General features: G+C 60.9%; 20 protein-coding genes and 1 pseudogene. 14 read left to right on the top strand and 7 right to left on the bottom strand.

The genetic code is table 11. The features are described 5' to 3' along the window. Positions 1-98: 98 nt before the first annotated feature. Complete coding sequence (locus NLN62_RS21905; RefSeq protein ID WP_254110157.1) at positions 99-347, bottom strand: hypothetical protein; 249 nt, start codon at positions 345-347, stop codon at positions 99-101. 173 nt (positions 348-520) lie between these two features. Between NLN62_RS21905 and NLN62_RS21900 the strand changes: the two genes are divergently transcribed. From NLN62_RS21900 to NLN62_RS21875, 6 genes are all read left to right on the top strand, one after another. Then, positions 521-1579, top strand: coding sequence for a LacI family DNA-binding transcriptional regulator (locus NLN62_RS21900; protein WP_254110156.1), 1059 nt, complete (start codon positions 521-523; stop codon positions 1577-1579). A 109-nt stretch (positions 1580-1688) separates the two neighbouring features. Next, positions 1689-2687: an autoinducer 2 ABC transporter substrate-binding protein gene (locus tag NLN62_RS21895; protein WP_254113613.1), complete on the top strand. Its 999-nt coding sequence runs from the start codon at positions 1689-1691 to the stop codon at positions 2685-2687. A 90-nt stretch (positions 2688-2777) separates the two neighbouring features. Then, the gene (locus NLN62_RS21890) at positions 2778-4295 is read left to right on the top strand and encodes a sugar ABC transporter ATP-binding protein (protein ID WP_254110155.1); all 1518 of its coding nucleotides are present in this window, start codon (positions 2778-2780) and stop codon (positions 4293-4295) included. Beyond that, on the top strand, positions 4288-5286 hold the full coding sequence (locus tag NLN62_RS21885) for an ABC transporter permease (RefSeq protein ID WP_254110154.1): 999 nt from the start codon (positions 4288-4290) through the stop codon (positions 5284-5286). The genes NLN62_RS21890 and NLN62_RS21885 overlap by 8 nt, the downstream gene beginning before the upstream one ends. Further along, the gene (locus NLN62_RS21880; RefSeq protein WP_254110153.1) at positions 5270-6268 is read left to right on the top strand and encodes an ABC transporter permease; all 999 of its coding nucleotides are present in this window, start codon (positions 5270-5272) and stop codon (positions 6266-6268) included. Before NLN62_RS21885 ends, NLN62_RS21880 begins: the two co-directional genes overlap by 17 nt. A gap of 111 nt (positions 6269-6379) precedes the next feature. Continuing rightward, on the top strand, positions 6380-7246 hold the full coding sequence (locus NLN62_RS21875; protein WP_254110152.1) for a sugar phosphate isomerase/epimerase: 867 nt from the start codon (positions 6380-6382) through the stop codon (positions 7244-7246). A gap of 235 nt (positions 7247-7481) precedes the next feature. Here NLN62_RS21875 and NLN62_RS21870 read toward each other — a convergent pair whose 3' ends face one another. From NLN62_RS21870 to NLN62_RS21860, 3 genes are all read right to left on the bottom strand, one after another. Next, entirely contained in the window at positions 7482-8165 is a 684-nt protein-coding gene (locus NLN62_RS21870; RefSeq protein ID WP_254110151.1) for an integrase core domain-containing protein, read from the bottom strand. 288 nt (positions 8166-8453) lie between these two features. Then, on the bottom strand, positions 8454-9104 hold the full coding sequence (locus NLN62_RS21865; RefSeq protein ID WP_254110150.1) for a hypothetical protein: 651 nt from the start codon (positions 9102-9104) through the stop codon (positions 8454-8456). Between the two features lie 384 nt (positions 9105-9488). Further along, entirely contained in the window at positions 9489-9761 is a 273-nt protein-coding gene (locus tag NLN62_RS21860; RefSeq protein WP_254110149.1) for a hypothetical protein, read from the bottom strand. Positions 9762-11032: 1271 nt separating this feature from the next. Between NLN62_RS21860 and NLN62_RS21855 the strand changes: the two are divergent. Further along, positions 11033-11850: pseudogene (locus tag NLN62_RS21855) on the top strand (MFS transporter); the annotation flags it as partial. Positions 11851-11857: 7 nt separating this feature from the next. Here the strand turns inward: NLN62_RS21855 and NLN62_RS21850 are convergent. Then, the gene (locus NLN62_RS21850) at positions 11858-13102 is read right to left on the bottom strand and encodes an FAD-binding domain (protein ID WP_254110148.1); all 1245 of its coding nucleotides are present in this window, start codon (positions 13100-13102) and stop codon (positions 11858-11860) included. A 467-nt stretch (positions 13103-13569) separates the two neighbouring features. On the opposite strand from NLN62_RS21850, the gene NLN62_RS21845 reads away from it, so the two are divergent. After that, positions 13570-14505 (top strand): alpha/beta fold hydrolase, encoded by a 936-nt coding sequence (locus tag NLN62_RS21845; protein WP_254110147.1) that lies wholly within the window; start codon positions 13570-13572, stop codon positions 14503-14505. Next, complete coding sequence (locus tag NLN62_RS21840; RefSeq protein WP_254110146.1) at positions 14502-14903, top strand: hypothetical protein; 402 nt, start codon at positions 14502-14504, stop codon at positions 14901-14903. The genes NLN62_RS21845 and NLN62_RS21840 overlap by 4 nt, the downstream gene beginning before the upstream one ends. Before the next feature lie 27 nt (positions 14904-14930). Here NLN62_RS21840 and NLN62_RS21835 read toward each other — a convergent pair whose 3' ends face one another. Both NLN62_RS21835 and NLN62_RS21830 read right to left on the bottom strand, forming a co-directional pair. Next, positions 14931-16103, bottom strand: a complete 1173-nt coding sequence (locus NLN62_RS21835) for a patatin-like phospholipase family protein (RefSeq protein ID WP_254110145.1) — start codon at positions 16101-16103, stop codon at positions 14931-14933. A gap of 107 nt (positions 16104-16210) precedes the next feature. After that, complete coding sequence (locus tag NLN62_RS21830; RefSeq protein WP_254110144.1) at positions 16211-16444, bottom strand: hypothetical protein; 234 nt, start codon at positions 16442-16444, stop codon at positions 16211-16213. Positions 16445-16553: 109 nt separating this feature from the next. Here NLN62_RS21830 and NLN62_RS21825 point away from each other — a divergent pair, with 109 nt between their 5' ends. The 5 genes from NLN62_RS21825 (at position 16554) to NLN62_RS21805 (ending at position 19455) form a co-directional block, all read left to right on the top strand. Beyond that, complete coding sequence (locus tag NLN62_RS21825; protein ID WP_254110143.1) at positions 16554-17432, top strand: LysR family transcriptional regulator; 879 nt, start codon at positions 16554-16556, stop codon at positions 17430-17432. Between the two features lie 154 nt (positions 17433-17586). Beyond that, on the top strand, positions 17587-17877 hold the full coding sequence (locus NLN62_RS21820) for a hypothetical protein (protein WP_254110142.1): 291 nt from the start codon (positions 17587-17589) through the stop codon (positions 17875-17877). 103 nt (positions 17878-17980) lie between these two features. Then, positions 17981-18406 (top strand): hypothetical protein, encoded by a 426-nt coding sequence (locus NLN62_RS21815; RefSeq protein ID WP_254110141.1) that lies wholly within the window; start codon positions 17981-17983, stop codon positions 18404-18406. A gap of 46 nt (positions 18407-18452) precedes the next feature. After that, the gene (locus NLN62_RS21810; RefSeq protein WP_254110140.1) at positions 18453-18650 is read left to right on the top strand and encodes a hypothetical protein; all 198 of its coding nucleotides are present in this window, start codon (positions 18453-18455) and stop codon (positions 18648-18650) included. A gap of 58 nt (positions 18651-18708) precedes the next feature. Beyond that, positions 18709-19455 carry a haloacid dehalogenase type II gene (locus NLN62_RS21805; RefSeq protein ID WP_254110139.1) on the top strand — a complete coding sequence of 249 codons (747 nt, stop codon included), beginning with the start codon at positions 18709-18711 and terminating at the stop codon, positions 19453-19455. Positions 19456-19479: the final 24 nt, after the last annotated feature.

Below are 19479 nucleotides of genomic sequence, written 5' to 3'. Positions count from 1 at the left end.
AGCCTTTCAGCGATCTGACGTTGCGTGATCCATCCGCACTCTTCCTCGCTGCCGTAAGGGCAGAGGAAGGAGGTCGTTCCTATTGGTCGCGATAGGTATCAGCTCCCGCCTTCGTGTTCCTCGAGGCGAGCGCGAACGTTGATGATCGAACGTGCTGTCCACTTGCCGCCGCGCGCGGTCGGGAGCTTGCGATCATTGAGGGCGTTCGCACTCTTGCCTGCGAACTCGGCCAGGATCTCGCTGAGCTGTTGCGCGCGAGCGTCGGCCTGCTGACGTAGAGCCTCGGCGCCCTGCAGTCTTGCCTCGGCAGTGAATGGCTTGGGGCCGTGCGGGTTGCCGAGCTTCACACCGCGCGCCTTGGTGGCGATCGCGCTTGAATCTCCGCCTCTTTCTCTGCACCGACACGAGCCGCTCGCGCTGACGAGACGGTCACGGCGGCTTTGCTGCTTGCATTTTTCCCAAGCGGGCGTAGAAACGTTTTTTCAGTAAAACGATTTTCGAAGGGGGAAGCGCAAAGATCATGGTCGAAAAATCAAGTTCGATCAATGATGTGGCGAAGATGGCAAGGGTGTCTCCGGCCACCGTTTCGAATGTGCTGACTGGCCGCAAGCCGGTGAGCCCTAAGCTCGCCAAGAGAGTCGAGACCGCCGTCAAAGTGCTCGATTATAGGGCGGACCCTCTCGCTTCAATGTTGCGCTCGGGCGATGCGAAAATCGTCGCCATCCTCGTTCCCGATCTCGACAACCCGTTTTTCACCTCGATCGTTTCGGCAGTCGAGCAGTGTCTCGGCAACTCTTACGAGGTCATCGTCGCTAGTTCCCACGGCGACGAATTCATCGAGCGCTCCAAGCTGAAAGCCGTCCTCGCTTGGCGACCGGCCGGCTTGATCGTCATCCCCTGCTCCGATGATTTTCCGGGACGCGCGCTTGTCGAGGCATCGAGGACGCCCTACGTCATCGCCGACCGCGTGACCGGCAATTTGGGCGCCGACACGGTTTCGGTCGACAACGAGGAAGCCGGCCGCCTTGCGGCCCAGCATCTGATCGACCTCGGCCACAGGCACATCCTCGTCGCCGCCACATCGTTGCGCCTCGCCAATATTCGTCAACGCTGCAGAGGCGCAAGCGAGGTGTTCCGCGCAAAGGGGCTGCCTAAACCGGCAATCGTCGAGCTGGGGTTCGACGTCGAACTAGCGTCTCAGAAGCTCGCGGAATGGTTCGACCGCTATTCACCGCCCACGGCGATCCAGGCTTTGACAAATGCGACGACGCTGACGGCTTTGACGACAATGGCCGAACGCGGCCTTCGCCTACCGCACGAGATCTCGCTGATCGGTTTCGACGACTACGCCTGGATGCGAGCCCGCGCAACGCCGTTGACCGCCATCGCCCAGCCGGTGCGCGAGATGGGGCGGATCTTGTGGGAACGATTGAGCGCCCGCATCAAGGGAGACGACGCGCCCGCCAAGCACGTTCTTCTACCGTGCGAAATTAAAATCCGTGAATCGACGGCCTCGCCCCCGGAGAGCAGCCGGCCGCGCTCGCCCCGGGCGAATGCGGCTCAGGCCCTTCGGGGATGATCCGCCACTGAAACTTTCGAATTCTGGGTCGTGATCCTGATCCAGAGGAACCGGATCGTTTGATCCGCAAAATGCGCAACTGCGCGTCCATGGGAGGAAAAACGTCATGATGAAAGTCTCTGCAACGCGGCGCGCCCTGCTGGTGGGCGCAGCTCTCGCTACAATGCTGAGCGCCAGCGCCTACGCGGCCGACAAGCCCACGATGGGCGTCGTCGTTAAGATTGGCGGTATTCCGTGGTTCAACGCCATGGAGACCGGCATCAAGGAAGCGGGGGCGAAGGGCGGCGTTGACGCGACGATGATCGGCCCAACCAGCGCGGACCCGGCGCTTCAAGTCCGCGCGATCGAGGATCTGATCGCCAAGAAGGTGAACGTCATCGGCGTGGTTCCGAATGACGAGAAGGCGCTGGAGCCCGTACTGCAGAAGGCGCGCGAGGCGGGCATCAAGGTCGTCGCGCATGAGGGCCCCGGCATCCAGAACAAAGACTGGGACTTCGAACTCGCCTCCGCCAAGGGCTTTGGCGAAGCACACGCGGAGTTGCTCGCCAAGACGATGGGCGGCAAGGGCGAATACGCGGTCTACGTCGGCTCGTTGACGGTTCCCCTCCACAACGCCTGGGCCGACGCGGCGATCGCCTATCTGAAAGTCCATTATCCAGACATGAAACAGGTTGGTGATCGCTACGGCGTGGCCGAGAACGTCGACGACAGTCGTAAGACCGCGCTCGACCTGCTTGCAGCGCATCCCAACCTGCATGGCTTCCTCGCATTCGGCAGCCAGGGTCCGATCGGCGCCGGTCGCGCGATCGAAGAGAAGGGCCAGGTGGGCAAGGTATTCGTGGTCGGGCCCTTCTCGCCAGGACAGGGGCGCAAGCTGATAAAGGAGGGCGCTATCCTGGGCGGGTTCATGTGGAATCCGGCCGAGGCGGGGCGCGTGTTCGTACGCGTCGGCAAGATGTTGGCCGGAGGACAGGAGGTGAAGGACGGCGACACGATTGAGGGCCTCGGGGTCGTTCATCCCGACCCGAAAACCCACAACATCATCACCGACAACCTCCTGCCGATCAACAAGGATACGGTCGACAAGCTTGCTGACCTCGGGCTCTGAACAACCTGCCTCTCCCGCCTTGCGGGAGAGGCTCCGCTGCAAAGCGCAAACTCCCGACGGCACTCCAGGCCACGCGTTGACAATGACAACATGACGGCGCCATCGTCACACCCCTCCCCCTCCGCTTCCGACGCAATCCGCTTTGAGCACGTGTCGGTGCGCTTCGGCGGCGTGCGCGCACTCGACGACGTGTCCTTCTCGGTCGGGCGCGGCGAAGTGCATTGCCTCGCCGGCGAAAACGGCAGCGGCAAGAGCACGCTCATCAAGGTAATCGCGGGCGTTTACCGGGCGGCCCCGGGCGCGCGCATGGACTATTTCGGAGAGAGCGTCGCGGCGCCGACGCCGCCCATCGCCCGGCGCAAGGGCGTGGCGGTCATCTGGCAGGACCTGGCGCTCTTCCCCGAAATGACCGTGGCCGAGAACATAGCCTTTGACGGCCTCGTGGGCGCATCGCGGCTGGTGAATTACTGTGCGATACGCAAGACGGCTCGCTTCGCCCTCGCCAAACTCGGCGTGCAACTCGACCTCAACACACCGTTGAGGAGCCTGCCCATCTCGGGCCGGCAAGTGGTGGCGATCGCCCGCGCGCTCGCGAGCGATGCCAGGCTCATCTTCATGGATGAACCGACCGCCTCGCTCACGCAAGCCGAAACCGACCATCTGCTTGCTGTCGTGCGGACGCTCTCCGCAGCCAACGTCGCCGTGGTTTTCGTAAGCCATCGGCTTGCGGAAGTGCTCGAGGTGTCGCGTCGTGTCACGGTTCTGCGGGACGGGCGATTGGTCGGCGTGTTCGACGCAGCTGGCATGACGCAGTCGCGGCTAACGGAACTGATGACGGGCAAGCGGTTCGACCAGACTGTTACCGCCCGAGATGTCGGCGCGTCGCCGATCGTCGTCGAAATCGCTGGGCTGACGCGCGCAGGCGAATACGCGGATGTGAACCTGACTGTGCGCGCCGGCGAAATCATCAGCCTCATCGGCTTGATCGGCGCGGGTCGCACCGAACTTGCGCATACGCTGTTCGGCATGACGCGCGCCGACACCGGCTCGATCCGGCTGTCCGGTTCGCCCGTCGCCTTCGCCAGTAACCGCGACGCCATCGCCGCGGGCATCGCCTATGTCTCCGAGGACCGCCTCGCCCTTGGCCTGGTGCAGCCGCAATCGATCGCCGACAACACCGTGATCACGACTCTGCGAACGATCTCCAACGCCGGCGGCCTCATCTCGGATGCGAGGAAATCCGCAGCCGTCGCGAAGGGCGTCACGGAGTTTGCTATCAAGATCGGGAGACCGGAAGACGCTGTTTCGACGCTATCGGGCGGTAATCAGCAGCGCGTCGTACTCGCGAAGTGGTTCGCCATCTCGCCGAAGGTGCTGATCCTCGATTGCCCGACGGTCGGCGTCGACGTTGGCGCGCGCGACGGCATCTACAGGATTGTACGTGCGCTCGCCGCCCGCGGCATCGCCATCCTGATGATTTCGGACGAAGCCCCCGAGGTCTTCTTCAATTCCGACCGAATCCTCCACATGGCGGACGGACGCATCGTCGCGGAATACGACCCGCGCCGCATATCCATCGCCGAACTGGAGCGTGCCGTCTATGCGTGACTATCTGCGGAACCACGAGGGCGAGGCGCGCATCTTCATCGTCCTGGTCGTGCTGGCGCTGTTTCTGGGCTTCGCTTCGCCGAGCTTCTTCAGCGCCGGAAACATCGCGTCGCTACTGAACAATAATGCCGTCAATGTCATCTGGGCCGTCGGCCTGCTGGTCGTCCTGATCACCGGCGGCATCGACATTTCCTTCGCTGTCGGCGCATCGGTCGTCCAATACCTCACGGCGCTGGCGTTGCTGGCCCTTGGCGGTGGAAACTGGCTCCTCGGCGTCCTGTTCGCCGGCGCATTCGGGGTAGCCATCGGTTGCATCAATGCCACCCTCATCGCTGGCTTCCGGATCATCTCCATCGTCGTCACCATCGCAACCTTCAATGCCCTGTTCGGCCTTTTGATGTTCACGACCTCTGGCAAATCGATCTACAATCTGCCGGACTGGTGGACCGACCGCGTCGCTGTCCTCTCGCTCGGCGATGGCGGCGCACTCACCTTGCCGGTCGCCGCCATGGTCGCGGCAATGGCGGCGACCTGGTTCCTGATCTCCCGCACCACCATCGGCCGACAGCTCTATGCCTTCGGCGACAATCCGGAAGGTGCGCGGCGCGCCGGCGTCGCGACGGTTAGGATGCAATTCATCGCCTACAGCTGGATGGGAATGATGGCGGGGATCGGCGGCCTGATGCAGGTCAATGTCGCCCAGGAAGTCGTTCCCAATGCCCTCATCGGTCGTGAGCTCGACGTGCTCGCCGCTGTGGTTCTGGGCGGTGCGCGGCTCGGCGGCGGTCGCGGCTCGGTTCTGGGGTGTTTCCTCGGCGTGCTGCTCGTTGCGGTCGTCCAGAACGGGCTCAATCTCCTCGGCGTTTCACCCTACGCCTTCAAGATGGTAATCGGACTGACGATCCTGGCCGCCATTTCACTCACGAACGTTGGTCTGGTCGCGCGGCTTGCCGGCGGATCGAGGAGGCGCGGTCATGCCAAAACTCACTGAACGTGTGAATCACACGTTTGGGCGCGAGGTTCTTGGATTACTCGGACTGTTCGCCCTCACTTTGGTCGCCTTCGGGCTGGCGTCGCCGCAATTCCTGAGCGCCGCGAACTTCAATTCAATCGCGTTTCAGTTGCCAGACTTGGGCCTGCTGACCCTGGCGATGCTGGCGCCGATCATGGCCAACGGCATCAATCTCGCGATTATCGCGATCGCCAATCTCAGCGGGCTGACTCTCGCCTGGATCCTCAACATGAACGGCGGTCCGGACGCTGGCGTCGTTGCGTTCGTCGTCGGCGTTGGAGCGGCGCTGGCCGTTGGTGGGGCTTCGGGGGCGGCCATGGGCGCGACGATCGCCTATTTCGGCGCCCATCCGATCCTGGCTTCGCTCGCGATGATGATCTTCCTCAAGGGCCTGGGCGAATTTTTGACCCGCGGCGGGGATATTTCCGGCTTTCCGGATTTCCTGCGCGAATTCGGCCACGGCGCGATCCTCGGAATTCCCGTGCCGATGCTCGTGCTTATAGCGGCGGCAATTCTCTGGCATGTGCTGCTGGCGCGCACGCGTCACGGCTTCGCCGTAGCGATGATCGGGTCCAATCCGAGGGCGAGCGAATACTCAGGCGTTCCCGTCAAACGCTCGATCACGCTGCTCTACGCCCTGTCGGGCATGATGTGTGCGTTGGCCGGCATCGTGATGCTAACCCGGTTCAATTCGGTGCGGGTCGGACATGGCGACGCGCTGCTGCTCGTGACCGTGCTTGCGTGCTTTCTCGGTGGCGTCGATCCGTTCGGCGGCTTTGGCCGCGTCGCGCCGGTGTTCGTATCGCTGATCATCCTGCAGACCCTGTCGTCGGGCCTCAATTTGCTCGGCGCGAACCAGCATCTCTCCACCGCCGTCTGGGGCCTTTTTCTGGTCGCGGTGATGGTCTTGCGATCCGGCACGCCGATGCTGAGGGGGTTGTTCGAAAGCGTCAAGAAGTAGCGCCGCACCGCGTTAGTCCGCGCGGCATCACGGCACGCGCGTAACACGGTTCCACCAGCCAACGGTGTGGTCGCTTACAGCTATAATCGCTCTGTGAGACTGGAGGCGCAAATGAAGTTCGGCATTTATTACTCGTACTGGGAGCAGGAGTGGAGCGCCGACTGCCTCAGATACGTAGGGAAGGTCGCCAAGCTCGGATTCGACGTGATCGAAATCGCTGCTCATCATCTAAATAGCTATGGTCCGGCGCGTATCGCAGAGATCGCCCGGTCAGCCCGCGACAACGGCATCACGCTCACCTCGGGTCTCGGTCCGTCGCCGCAGAGGAATCTATCGTCTCCCGATCCCGAGATCAGACGGGCGGGGCGTGCATTCTTCGAAGAAACGCTCACAAACCTTGCAAAGCTCGATATTCATATTATCGGCGGCGCCCTTCACTCCTACTGGCCGATCGACTATTCCAAACCCGTCGACAAACCGGGAGACCGAGCGCGCGGCCTAGAGGGGATCGCCAGCCTGGCGGACTTCGCGGCCGACCTCGGCATCGACCTCTGTCTGGAAGTCCTCAACCGGTTCGAGAACCATGTCTTGAACACCGCCGCGGAGGGGGTCGCCTTCGTGCGCGAGGTTGGCAAGCCGAACGTCAAGGTGATGCTCGACACCTTCCACATGAACATCGAGGAGGACAGCTTCGGCCAGGCGATCCGCACCGCCGGTCCTCTCCTCGGCCATTTCCACACTGGCGAGAACAATCGCCGCGTTCCCGGCAAGGGGCGGTTGCCCTGGCACGAAATCGGGTCGGCGTTGCGCGAGATCGGCTACAACGGCACCGTCGTCATGGAGCCCTTCGTCAAGATGGGTGGCGGCATCGGCAGCGACATCAAGGTGTGGCGCGACCTCAGCGACAATGCCGATGAAGCGCAGCTAGACGAAGCCGCGCGGCAATCCCTTGCGTTTTCACGCTACGTACTGGCGTGATAGCACGGCGACCGACCGGCTCGGAATTCCTCTCCTAGTCAAGTCGAATGGTCATCAAAAACTACTGCTACGTACAGGGGGTGTCCGCCTCGCCTTTTGACGCCCGGATAGTCTCTAGCGTTAACAGGAACAGGGTTGCAAATCGCCCTGCCCCCAGCTCAATGTTTTAGCACTTCCAATAATTTAGCACCAAGCGGGATCGAATTAGTCGTTGAAGAGATGTGGCTACCGTAAATCACATCCGGCCATATTGATGGTGCAGTCCGCCTAGGACCGGTCGGCATACGATATTCCCGGCCCGCTCAACGCCGCGAGGAACCGGGGCATCCTTGTTCAATGACAAATGAGTGCGTGTGGCGTTGTAGTAATCTTTGTACGATAGCAGAACGTGGCGCAGATGTCGTTCGCCGAAGACTACGACATGATCAATGCATTCCCTCCGGATTGAACCGATCAACCGTTCTGCGTAGGCGTTTTGCCAGGGTGAGCGGAAAGACGTCGGGCGGTCTCGAATGCCGATCGACCGAACCCGGCGGACAATGATCTCGCCATAAGCTCGATCGCGGTCCCTGATTAAGTAACGAGGGATTTGCTCCCAGCCACAGGCTTCAGTGAGCTGATTGGCGAGCCATTCGGCCGTCGGGTGGGCGGTCACCCCAAACCACAGGATGTGCCGCCGGCCATGGCCTATGATCAGCAAACCAGAGAGCAGTCGGAACGAGACCGTCGGCACGACGAAGAGGTCCATTGCGACAATGCCATCCGCATGGTTGCGAAGGAACGTCTTCCATCCCTGCGAGGGAGGGCCCCTCCTCCGTGCCATATACTTGGCGACGCTGGTCTGGCCGATCTCGATGCCGAGCTTGAGAAGCTCTCCATGGATTCTCGGCGCTCCCCACAACGGGTTGGCGATGCTCATCTCGCGGATCAGCCGGCGAATTTCCAACGGTACAGTTGGTCGCCCGCAGCGGTGCCGCGATTTCCAGCGCCAATACGATCTGAAACCGGCGGATGACGGTATCCGGCGTCACAATCGTGAACGCCTTGATGGTATTTGGCACCAAACGATACAGACCAACAAAGATCTTCGGCACATGCCGTCGCTGGATATTAAGTTGATGACGAAGGATCAGGATCTCAGCTTCCAACGAGACCCGCGACCGGAACAATAGGACCAGCACCGACCAGACCAGGCTGTAAGCTTCTCTCATGAGACAGAAGCATTGCGCGATTCGACCTCACGTACCAGCCGGATTAGGGTTTCCGTCAGGGACACGCCAAGCAATGGAACGATATGGCCGCGCAGATGGAATTGCTGGAGCGTGAGCCAGTGTATCGGATCATTCGGAGCCGCGAAAAGTAAGGCAGGCCTCAGTTGGCGGCCTCTGTCTTTGAGAGCCGCAACTAGGTGCCGCTCTCGCGCAACTCGAGCCAGCCGCGCTCGACCGCGCCGCCTAGGACGAACCGTTTTTGGTGAATCTTGCGCGCTGCCTCGCCTCTGCTCTCCCTTAGCGAGGTCGTTTTGGGCGGCGCGCAGCTCCAGGGTGTTTCTTCTCTGCGGGGATGGCCATTTGCAACAAATATGCAGAAAGGCTGGGACAGTTTCCCCTTCGGCCGAGCGCCGCTGCAGCTCAGCGACGATGTCTGTCGTTACAACGCGCGACCAGCCTTCGGTGGTGTTGAAACAGACGATGCGCAGCGGAGGGCAATACCGGCCGTCCAAGAGGTCGCGGATCAGTGTTTCGTGGTTATCCTCACCGTAGCACCAGGTGCGCCCTACCCAAGTCCCGGAGGCGTCCAGCACGATGTAGGTGTCGTCGTCTAAATCTTTCGGCACGATGGATGGCGAGCGAGGCATACCAAACACTCCCGCCCCGGAAGTGGAAGGCTGTGACGATTAACACCGCCCAAGCGGGCTTATGCCACGGTTGGCTTGAAAATTCGGGTCACGTCACTCGGATATGCGGCAAAGTGGGCAGTGAACCTGATCGCGCACGTTTTTGACCGCAGCAGCAGCCATTGGAGTAGCAGAGTAGCGCAGAGTCTTGTCGACATCGCTCCCTTCCACAGTCATCGGACCAAAGGCGAGCACAAGAACTGCGCGGTTGACCCAACCGCCCTGCCTGGTGGTCGCTGTCTGGCCTATGTACGCCCACGACGTCCACGACAGTGGAGTGTGCATACGAGCAAGCGGACACGCACACCCATTGTTCGGACGATGCCAATGCCCCCCGTAAGCCCATCAAGCCTTCAGCGTGAACTTCTTGCGAAGTTCGGCAGCGATCGTGTCGGCGCGCTCCTGAATTCCTTTGGCATGTTTCGGCGCGGTGACTACCGTCGCCTGCCAGCCGAAGATCGGGTCGCGGCGAACTGATACGTAAGCGCCGCCGATCAACAGCTTCTGAAGGATCATATCTTCAAGTTCAGCGCTGGTTTTTGGATGCTTCGCCACGGGGGCGCCTTCCGCGATGACTACTCGTGCGGTAACCAGTCGGCGCATCACCAGCAGGACCAAGCGCCAGTCTTTGGCCCACCTTGATAGGTGCAGGGCCTCAAAGTCCGGTATTGGTCTGGAATCAACGGCCCAGCCTGGGCATTTGCTACCCTCGCTGGCAGCCGAGTCGTTTTTTGCCAATGCCCGTAGATTTGGCCGGCGCTTGCAAGGCTCGACGTTGCCAGGAACGGCAGCAATAGCGTGATAGCTAGAAGATGTTTGCTCCTCATGGCTTCTACTCCCGGTCTACTGTGAAGCGCGCGTGTGTGCGCCTCTCGCCGGGAAAGCACCTCCGCCCGTTCCGCAGGTCAGGATTAAGCAAACGCGGGCGCTGTTCTGCGGCGAGTAGTTCGGCAGCCGCAGACGGCTGTCGACGGGACTCGTGCCGATACGACACATAAGTCCGTCACGCAAGCACGCTGCACAGGAAGTCTACTGCAAACGCGCAGCCACGGATAGAACTACCGCAGCGCGATAATTTAGGCTCCGAATGGTCGACGAATGGTCGAGCGGCTGACACAAAAATTCACTTTTGGGGCATTACCTTCCAGAAGTAGATGGTGATCGAGCTGCACGCGGCGTTGATCACCTTGTGGATGAAGTTGTGACGTTGCCGACAGCGGCAGCCGGCGAGCGCGTACCGCCCTCGGTACTGCCAAATCCCTGACCAGTCCTCCAGGTCTGTTGTGGGTCATTCTCGACCAATTCCGCCTATCATGACCGACATCCGATGTCCGCTTCGCCCCGCTTGCGACCGAACCAGCGTGGCACCGCATATGTCGCAAGAGGGCCAAAAGCTGACCCAATGTCGGTTCTGTGATCTTCTCACGTTTCCGAACACAGTAGGGTGTAAGATCAATTGCTTGTATCCTTCGGGAGGGGCTTATGCACCGAGACGTGCTATTTGCCTTTTTCGCTGCTGTGTTTTTCAGCGTATTTGCCACGCCAGCTTTCGCCGACAATCGAGTTGCACTTGTCATCGGCAATAGCGCCTATGCTCGCGTACCGTACCTGCCGAATCCGGTGCCCCGCTTGGCGAGATAGTAGACAGGCAATCCTCACCTCTTGAGGCTCCACATTTAGGTGGCTAGGGCGAGCGCGCAACATGCAGCACCCCGAAGACCCCAACAGCAACTATTGTGACACCGATCCAACCTCAAGCGTCTTTAGCCTGTTCGTCCTCACTCGGCTGAAACAGCGAGCGCAGCAGAAGAAGCCCGATCGCCACGAAGGCAAAGGTCGCAAAGATGTCAGAAAGCGTTAGGTTGCGAGCGGCGTATGCGAGATGTCTGCTGACGCTGGCCTATCTCGGTGAGCAATGCAGTGCGATGGATGCTGGCGGCGCCTTCGCAGCCTGCATCACGGGGAACGTCGCAAGCAATCTGATCGGGCGGCTCGTATCCGCGACGCTTGCCGACAATCTTGGCCTGGCGACGAATTTCTATTTCTTCGCCTTGCTCAACCTCGCAGGTGCGCTGTTGGTTTACTTCACAATCAAGCGCGTCCAGCCCATGCATTCGAGCGGGCCGGCGCGATCGCCGCTGTCAGCGATGATTGAGCATTGGCGCGACTCGGCATTGCGCGCCACCTTTGGCCTTGGCTTCTGCATCCTATTCGCCTTCATCGGAACATTCACTTACGTCAACTTCGTGCTGGTACGTGCTCCGCTGTCGCTGGGCATGATGGGGGTCGGCTTTGTCTATTTCGTATTCTTCCCCTTGATTGTCACGACTCTGCTGGCCGGCAAGGCCGTGGCACTATTTGGCATGCGACCCTCCCTTTGGGGCGGTCTCGTAGTCGCTGCGTAGGCTTGCCGCTCATGCTCTCATCGCACCTTGCGAACGTGCTCGCCGGCATGGTCCTGGTTGGGGTCGGCACCTTCTTCGCACAAGCCTGCGCCACCGGCTTTGTTGGGCAAGCGGCACGGACAAATCGCGGGGTTGCCAGCGGCACCTATCTCGCTTGCTATTTTTTCGGCGGTCTAGTCGGGAGCGCCGTGCTTGGCCAATTGTTCGACCATTTCGGATGGCCCGCCTGCGTTGCAGGCGTGGGCGCGATCTTGGCTCTTGCGTCCCTTCTTGTCGCAAGGCTCAGTCTTGCTTCTGACTAAACGGCTATCAAAGCTGCGCTTGATCCTGAGCTTGAGATCGAGCGTTGGGCGACGCCCAATTAATCGAGGTAGGCCATTCGTAATCGGGAAGTTGCAGCTTGTCTGCTATGTCCCTGCCGACGACAAGCCTAGCCACACCAGGGATGGCGAAGGCCCTGACCACGAGATTGCGGACATGAACGCCGATTTGCGTCTGCGGCGCAAAGGCCCCGGCAAAGCGTACAGCGCCGCGCTGCTTGGTTGCGATATAGCTCCGCAACAGCGCCTCATATCGGCCGAAAGCTTGCTCGTACCGGCTCTGCGCAGCCGCGAGTTCACCAGCCAGAACATAGGCGGAGATCATCGCGAGTGCCGAGCCCTGGCCTGCCAGCAGCGACACACAGAAAGCGGCGTCGCCGACCAGCGCGATGCGGCCACGAGACCACTCTGGCATTCGAATCTGACTCACTCTGTCAAAGTAGAGTTCGTTGGTTTGTGCGATCTCGGCGAGCATGCTGGCACATTCCCATCCATCGTTGCGGTAGACGTCGCGAAGCATCGCCTTTTGCGCCATTTGTGTCGCCGGCAGGTCGGCATCAGCCGCAAGGAAAACAAGTAGGAACAGCGTGCGATCGTCACGTAGTGTGAAGCGCCCGATCATGCGGCCCGGCTGTCCGTAGATCAGATACACGTCATCATCGCGTGGATGATATCCGCGGGCCTCGAAGGCGGCGACTCGATAGCCGAGATCCGTCTCGAACTGCGATTGTGGGCCGAAAGCAAGTTTGCGCACGGCAGAGTGCAGGCCATCCGCACCGACAACGTAATCGTACCGGCGTGGGCCAGCATACTTTAGCTCGACTCTCACATGGTCCGACCGCTCTTCGATGGCGACAATCTCATCGCCGTAAAGAGTTTCCGTATCCCCTTTGATACTTTCGAACAACAGGCGTGAAAGATCGCTCCGCTGAAGCGTCACATAGCGTCCACCGGTCAGTTCGGAAAAGACCCTCGTGCCAAAGCCGGCGATACGTCGACCGGCATCATCCACGATGCGCATTTCCTGCACGTGATAGCCGATACGGTTAATCTCGCCGATCAAACCCATGCGCTCGGCGATGTCATATCCAAGCCCCCAAAAGTCGATGACGTATCCGCCGGTGCGCAAGGCGGGTGCCCGTTCGATCAACGTCGGCTCAAATCCCCCAGCCTTGAGCCAGAACGCCAGCGTGGCGCCCGCAATTCCTGCCCCTGAGATCAAGACTGCCGACATGAATTGAGAACTAGGTACGCCGCTATTCGTTCGAACACCTTTTCGATACATTCTTCAGGCCCGTCGGAGGGCATGAAGGACCTCCTTTGCATGTTGAAAGCCGCGCGCAGTTCGTCAGTATGAAGGGGCGCGGTTGGAATGTAGGCGCATCACCACCACGCCGTTGGGCGCGGCTGAGCGCCAGTTTTTGAAGGCTGTGTAGGGAGATGCTGGCGCGGCCTGGAGCACCGGCCCGGGCACGGGCAGGTCTCGGTACCATCCGCCCAGGGCGAGACTGTGCCATCACCCCCCGAGTTCGAGCGGAAGAGGCGTGAGCGTTCTCCTGACGAGCCCATTCCGCCATGGAATAAGGCCTATTGCCGCATTGCGAATGGCTCGCCACCAGCCCAAGCCGTAAGAAATGGGTGACGCGTTCCCAACCACCGATCGGTGTCCAGGGAAGCCATGCGTGGATAGGAGAACCGCAAATGAACGAACCAGGAGGTCGCAAGTGTCGCCCCCCGCGCTTCGAGCACGCCGAATGGCCGTACGAACCGAATTTCAGACGCGTCAACGGCTGGCGCATGCACTACATCGACGAGGGCGCCGGCGCTCCGGTGGTTCTTCTGCATGGAAATCCGGCATGGGGATTTCTGTACCGGAAGTTCGTGAAGCCGCTGACCGCGGCCGGGCGACGTGTCATCGTTCCGGACATGATCGGATTCGGGCTCTCGGAGAAGCCTGTGCGCGAACAGGCGCATACTCTCGACGGCCACATCGCGAACCTGACGAGCCTGCTGCGCCAGCTCGATGTCCGCGACGCCACCATGGTCTGCCACGACTGGGGCGGCCCGACGGGCTTAGGATTTGCGTTGTCCAATACCGACCGCGTGCGCGCTCTGGTCATCATGAGCACGTGGGCGTGGCCGCTTCCTCCGGCCGAATTCCACGAACGGATATTCCCCTGGCGCATAATGCACGCGCCTGTCGTCGGTCCCTATCTTCTCGGCCGGCACAACGCCCTCGCCGGCCGCGGCATGTATTTGTCGGTGGTCGATCGAAAGAAATTCGCAGCCATGGCTCAGGGCATCTACGAAGGCATACTGCCGGATCCGGGGTCGCGTCTTCTGACGTGGACCTGGCCGCGTTGGATACCGCTCGATGAGAGCGCACGCGGCTTCGCGCGCTTCGAATGGCTCGAGCGCGAGCTGAAGAAGTCGGAACTCCCGACGCTTCTTGTGTGGGGCAAAGAGGACGAGGTGTTCGATCACAAGACGTTCGCGACACGCTTCAAGGAACTTTTGCCACACGCTGAGGGGCCCGAACTGGTGACGGGTCGACATTTCCTGCAGGAGGATTCCGGTGCCGAGATCGCGCAGAAGATCAACCGCTTCCTCGACCGCATCGAGGGGAGACAGTCATGACGCAGATCGAAATCATCGTTAATCCCGAGCTTAACGGAACAAGAAGGGCGCTTGTGCTGACTGAGGATCGGGTCGGGCACTATCCGGAATTCCGGCAATTCTTCGTGCGCCAGTTCTCTCTTGATGCTGCAGGCCTTTCGCGACCTGGCTACGTGCGAGCTCCTTCTGGAATGATCTACGCGCTCGTGTTCATCGGGCGGAGCGGTGAGCCGTTTCCGGACGGGATCGAGATCTACGCTCTGCCCTATGCGCTGGAGACCCTGGACGACACCAATGTCGATACCGATTTGTGGGCGCTGCTCAGGTGGATCATCAAAGGTGTCGGTGGCAAATGGCGTGTCGAGGACCTCGACGCAACCGGTCGGCTCTTTCAGTTGAGCGTGGCCGAGAGCGCATAGCTGCACACGGCCCTCGCGGCGAATGCCTCATTCGGCCGCGAGCGCGGTCAACGCTTTGGATTCGTGAAGAATCACGCCTGACAACGGGTCAAACTGCCCCACCCAAGGCTCGCGCGCGAGCACGGCCCTCGTGTGCGCGTAGCCTGCGTCCCAGCGTTGCCTGATCCCAGCAGGGCTGAAGTCGATGTCCTTGGTATGGTCCTCGTAGTCGAGTTGCGGCGCCAGCAGTTGGACCACGTGCATGCGGGTCTGGCAGCCATAGCTGAGCAATTCCCTGACTTCAGGCTTGCTGCGCTCGCCGTCGGGCAATCGCGACGCGAGTTCGTTGATGACGTGGCGCAGCCGATGCGTCTGCTGGTGTCGCGTGATCTGGCTTGCGATCCGGCTGGAATATTGGACGTCCTTATAACGGTTGAGGACCTCCGCCATGTTGGTCGGCTCGGCGCCCACTGGATTCCAGAGGTGGACGGTGAAGATCAGCGAATCCTTGCGAGGATTGTCGTCGAGCACCACCTCAGTTGGCGTGTTGGAGAGGATACCACCGTCCCAGTAAAGCTCGTCGTTGACGCGGACGGCCGGGAATGCCGGCGGCAGCGCGCCGGAGGCCATGATGTGCTTGACGTCAAGCTTGCAATGCCGGCTGTCGAAATAGGTCATATGGCTGGTGCGCACATGCGCCGCCCCAACAGTGAGGCGCGGGCTTCCCTTGTTGACCAGATCGAATTCGACGAGCTCGGCGAGAGTGGCCTCAAGCGGCGCCGTCGAATAATAGCCGGCGTGATCCGTGCCGAGGGGGTAGCGGTCACCAGCATGGGCGAACGGATTGGGCATGAAGAAGCCGGGTATGCCGTGCGTCAGCGTCGTCCAGTAGGACCATTTGTCGGCGGATCTCGGCAATACGCCATGCAAGTCCCACGGGTGAGCGCGCTGCACCCTACTCCAGAATTCGATGAGGCGAGCCGGCCGGTCCTGCGGCGCGTTTCCGGCGATCAGGCTGGCGTTGATCGCTCCGATGGACGTGCCGACGATCCAGTCCGGCTCGATGCCAGCTTCTTGCAGAGCCTGGTACACGCCGGCCTGGTAGGATCCCAATGCGCCGCCGCCCTGCAGCACGAGTACGACCTGGCCCGGAAGGCTGGCCCGGTCGAATGTGCGGCTCTGCGAGGTAGCCGCCGTTCGGCGTTCGATCGGTTGCTCCATTCGAGACATCCTGGTTCCGCTTGTCGGCGTTTGCCCGCCGCGCCTGATTCAATGTCCCGGCGAGGCCCTGTCAACCACGGAAGGCGCCACGGGCGGCCGGCGCCCGTTTATCCCCGGCCATGGAAGATGCAACGCAGCATCATCTCCAGATGCGGCGCAGCGATGATGGCGAGGCTCGCCACCGCACTGCCCGTCATCGCATACGCGAGCAGAGCATCCCTTGCCGTCCCGTTCAGAGTCTGAACGACTTGGAGAGCGACGGCCTTCGCGCGCGTCATACGGCCTAAGCCCGCACGAGCGGTCCGGACCGGCATCACGATCGGGTGTTCATGGGTGCTCATCGCTTTCTCTCCTCGCGAGCGATCGCTCGGATGCCTGGAGAGATGGCCAATTTTCGCGCGGCATGGCAGATAGAACGGAGCGATATCGCTCATTCCTGGGGAGAATAGGATGGATCGCCTGGCTTCGATGGAGACGTTCGTGCGGGTCGTCGAAACGGGGTCCTTCTCCGGAGCGGCCCGGCAGCTTCGGGTGGGGCAACCGGCGGTCTCGAAGTCGGTCGCGCAGCTGGAGGAGTATCTCGGGGTCAAGCTGCTGACGCGCTCGACGCGCGGCCTCACCCCAACGGAGGCTGGGCTCGGTTATCTGGAGCGTGCCAGGCGCGCCCTTGAAGAAGCGGCCGAGGCCGAGCTCGCCGCTCGCGGGGCCGGCGCCGGACTGAAAGGCGGATTGCGTATCTGCGCTGCCGTCACCTTCGCCCGCATCCATCTCATTCCGCTACTGCCGAAATTCCTGGCGCAGAATCCGGAGCTCGACCTCGAGGTCGTTCTGGACGACCGTCAGATCGACCTCATCCAGGAGGGCATCGACGTGGCCCTCCGGATGGGAAAGATGATGGACTCGGCGCTGACGGCCCGCCGTATCGCAAGATGCAAGCGCCTGGTATTGGGGACGCCTGCCTACTTCGATCGCGCGGGCACGCCCTCGACCCCAAGTGAATTAAGCAAACATCAGGCCGTCGTTTATCTCCAAGAAGGCAGCATTTGGTCGTTTCGGCGCGAAAGCTCCGAATTGGCCGTGACCGTTCATAGCAGATTGCGGGTGAGCGCTGCGGAAGGCGTAAGAGCTGCGGTGCTTGCCGATGGAGGCCTCACCATCGCGTCGGAGTGGATGTTCAGCCCTGAATTAAGATCGGGAGCCGTGCGTGCGGTCCTGTCAGAATGGAGCCTCCCGGCCCTCGACCTGTGGGCCGTGCTTCCGACCGGGCGCACTGCGACGGCCAAGGCGCGAGCGTTCGTGGACTTCTTCGAACGCGCGTTCAACGCATGACCGGGTAAGTCGGCCGTCGCGGCCATGAGCGCCGGCCGATGAGACGAACGAGCATGTCTTCGATCCCGCGCGGCATTCAACGCTTGGGGTGAACGAGTACGGTAACGCCCCAACGGAGTTGCTCATCCGAAGCCGCCTGCCGAGGAGTGTCGCCATGTCCCGCATCTCGATCCTGAAACGCACAATGCGCACGGCCGCCGCAGGTCTCATCTTTGTCGGCCTGCTTTCGCCGGCAAATGCGACCTATCCGCACGAGGCTGTCAGCATTTTTCTCAGCACGACCTCAGATCATGCCGCCCCCAAGACGGGGGTTGCAGCGAGCCGCTCCATGGTACTGCCCTGGCTTGCTCCGGTCGGCCATCGGCAACCTTCATGCACTATTGAGGTCGCGCAGATCGCACCGCCTCCGGATCTGCATCTTTCCGAAAGCACCGTCGCATTTTGAGACGACTGAGCATGCAATAGAGACAAAAAGACATTCAACGTCTCCGGCCGGCTTATACAATCGCTCCGCAATCGTCGCTCAACCCGAACCAAGGAGTGTCACCATGTCCCGTCTTTCAGTCCCGCATCTCGAATCCGCCACCGCCACCACAGAAATCCATATCCAGATTAAACGAGCGTTTGGCAGTGTGCCGAACACCGCCGCTGCAATCCGTGATCGTGAGCCAGCCGGACATGCCGAACGCGACGCGCTAGTCCGTTTCATCCATTCTATGGCACGAACGAGCAGAACCACGAGAGACGAGGACGACTTCGCGACGATCGGGGCAACTGGGTACACGGACGTGGAGTTGATAGACATCAGCCTCGCCTCCAACATCTCAGGTGGATCTCCACGCATGGTTAGTTGCTCGCATTGGGGAACGATCGAAATCCCTTTCACGCCGCCGTTTTCGAAATCGGTCAGAATCTTCACCGACGTTTTCAACGGCATCAACGACACAGAGATCGACTTCCCCGCAGTCGCGTGAAGCGACCGTGCGCCAGTCAGATCTCGAATATGAAAGGATCACGACAATGACTACCCTTGCCGCCACCACTCAAAATCCGCTTGTCCGCGCGCTGCACAGGCCCGGCCTCTTTGCGGAGGATCTCGCTGCGACGTTGCGACCGAAGTTCAGCCGCACCTTCATCGCGGCTAGCGGATTCACTGGCAAAGCGGCCGCGGCGGTTGTCCGCGCAGGTGATGTTCGGTCAATCTCGGCTTTGTCCTGATCGCTTTCAATCCTGCGAACTTCCCACAAACCTACATCACCCGAACGAGAGCTAACGAGTGACCATCGAAGCAGTAGTTTTCGACGCCTATGGCACCCTTTACGACATTCAGTCGGTCGCCTCGGCAGCCGACCGGGCATTTCCCGGGTATGGTGAAATGATCACGCAGGTCTGGCGCATCAAGCAGCTCGAATACACCTGGCTACGCTCCCTGATGCGTCGCTATGAGGATTTCTCAGTCATTACCCGCGAATCGCTCGCATACACCTTAAGAAGTCTCGGTCTGAAGTACGATGCCGGCGTGTTCGAGCGGATCATGGACAAGCACGTGCACCTCGATCTTTATCCGGATGCGAGGCAGACCCTGACCGATCTGAAGCAGTACAAGCTCGCCATACTATCGAATGGCAGCTCGGGTATGCTGAACACCCTCGTTCGCAATACCGGTTTGGACGCAATTCTCGACGCAACCATCAGCATTGACTCTAAGCGGATATTCAAGCCCAGCCCGGAGGCCTATTCGTTGATCAAAGACCGGCTCGGCATCACGCCCGCACAGGTCATGTTCGTTTCCTCCAATCCATGGGATGTCATCGGGGCAAAGTCGGTTGGACTGAACACGATCTGGATTGAGCGGGTGTCGCCTGAAGCGATGGCGGAAGCCTGCCAGAATAGTGAGCTTGTGCTGCCGTTGACGATGTTCAAGGCTCTGCGCACGCAAATGGACGAGCTCGGCCTGGCGCCCGATTATCGAGTCCATGGACTCTCGGCACTTGCCGAGATCCTTTCGTCAGTCCCGGCGTAGCGGCTGCCCAGCAAGATAAGGATA

Origin of the sequence: Bradyrhizobium sp. CCGUVB23, assembly GCF_024199885.1 — a bacterium.
GTDB lineage: Bacteria > Pseudomonadota > Alphaproteobacteria > Rhizobiales > Xanthobacteraceae > Bradyrhizobium.
The sequence above is the reverse complement of the archived record's forward strand: the minus strand, read 5'-3'. Positions and strand labels throughout refer to the sequence as shown.

What these genes read in the sequence shown, in the direction of transcription:
- NLN62_RS21830 (WP_254110144.1), bottom strand. Translation starts at nt 16,444, where the DNA reads ATGAGCACCCATGAACACCCGATCGTGATGCCGGTCCGGACCGCTCGT.
- NLN62_RS21835 (WP_254110145.1), bottom strand. Translation starts at nt 16,103, where the DNA reads ATGGAGCAACCGATCGAACGCCGAACGGCGGCTACCTCGCAGAGCCGC.
- NLN62_RS21890 (WP_254110155.1), top strand. Translation starts at nt 2,778, where the DNA reads ATGACGGCGCCATCGTCACACCCCTCCCCCTCCGCTTCCGACGCAATC.
- NLN62_RS21895 (WP_254113613.1), top strand. Translation starts at nt 1,689, where the DNA reads ATGAAAGTCTCTGCAACGCGGCGCGCCCTGCTGGTGGGCGCAGCTCTC.
- NLN62_RS21875 (WP_254110152.1), top strand. Translation starts at nt 6,380, where the DNA reads ATGAAGTTCGGCATTTATTACTCGTACTGGGAGCAGGAGTGGAGCGCC.
- NLN62_RS21820 (WP_254110142.1), top strand. Translation starts at nt 17,587, where the DNA reads ATGTCCCGCATCTCGATCCTGAAACGCACAATGCGCACGGCCGCCGCA.
- NLN62_RS21810 (WP_254110140.1), top strand. Translation starts at nt 18,453, where the DNA reads ATGACTACCCTTGCCGCCACCACTCAAAATCCGCTTGTCCGCGCGCTG.
- NLN62_RS21880 (WP_254110153.1), top strand. Translation starts at nt 5,270, where the DNA reads ATGCCAAAACTCACTGAACGTGTGAATCACACGTTTGGGCGCGAGGTT.
- NLN62_RS21840 (WP_254110146.1), top strand. Translation starts at nt 14,502, where the DNA reads ATGACGCAGATCGAAATCATCGTTAATCCCGAGCTTAACGGAACAAGA.
- NLN62_RS21865 (WP_254110150.1), bottom strand. Translation starts at nt 9,104, where the DNA reads ATGCCTCGCTCGCCATCCATCGTGCCGAAAGATTTAGACGACGACACC.
- NLN62_RS21870 (WP_254110151.1), bottom strand. Translation starts at nt 8,165, where the DNA reads ATGAGCATCGCCAACCCGTTGTGGGGAGCGCCGAGAATCCATGGAGAG.
- NLN62_RS21850 (WP_254110148.1), bottom strand. Translation starts at nt 13,102, where the DNA reads ATGTCGGCAGTCTTGATCTCAGGGGCAGGAATTGCGGGCGCCACGCTG.
- NLN62_RS21845 (WP_254110147.1), top strand. Translation starts at nt 13,570, where the DNA reads ATGAACGAACCAGGAGGTCGCAAGTGTCGCCCCCCGCGCTTCGAGCAC.
- NLN62_RS21900 (WP_254110156.1), top strand. Translation starts at nt 521, where the DNA reads ATGGTCGAAAAATCAAGTTCGATCAATGATGTGGCGAAGATGGCAAGG.
- NLN62_RS21825 (WP_254110143.1), top strand. Translation starts at nt 16,554, where the DNA reads ATGGATCGCCTGGCTTCGATGGAGACGTTCGTGCGGGTCGTCGAAACG.
- NLN62_RS21815 (WP_254110141.1), top strand. Translation starts at nt 17,981, where the DNA reads ATGTCCCGTCTTTCAGTCCCGCATCTCGAATCCGCCACCGCCACCACA.
- NLN62_RS21885 (WP_254110154.1), top strand. Translation starts at nt 4,288, where the DNA reads ATGCGTGACTATCTGCGGAACCACGAGGGCGAGGCGCGCATCTTCATC.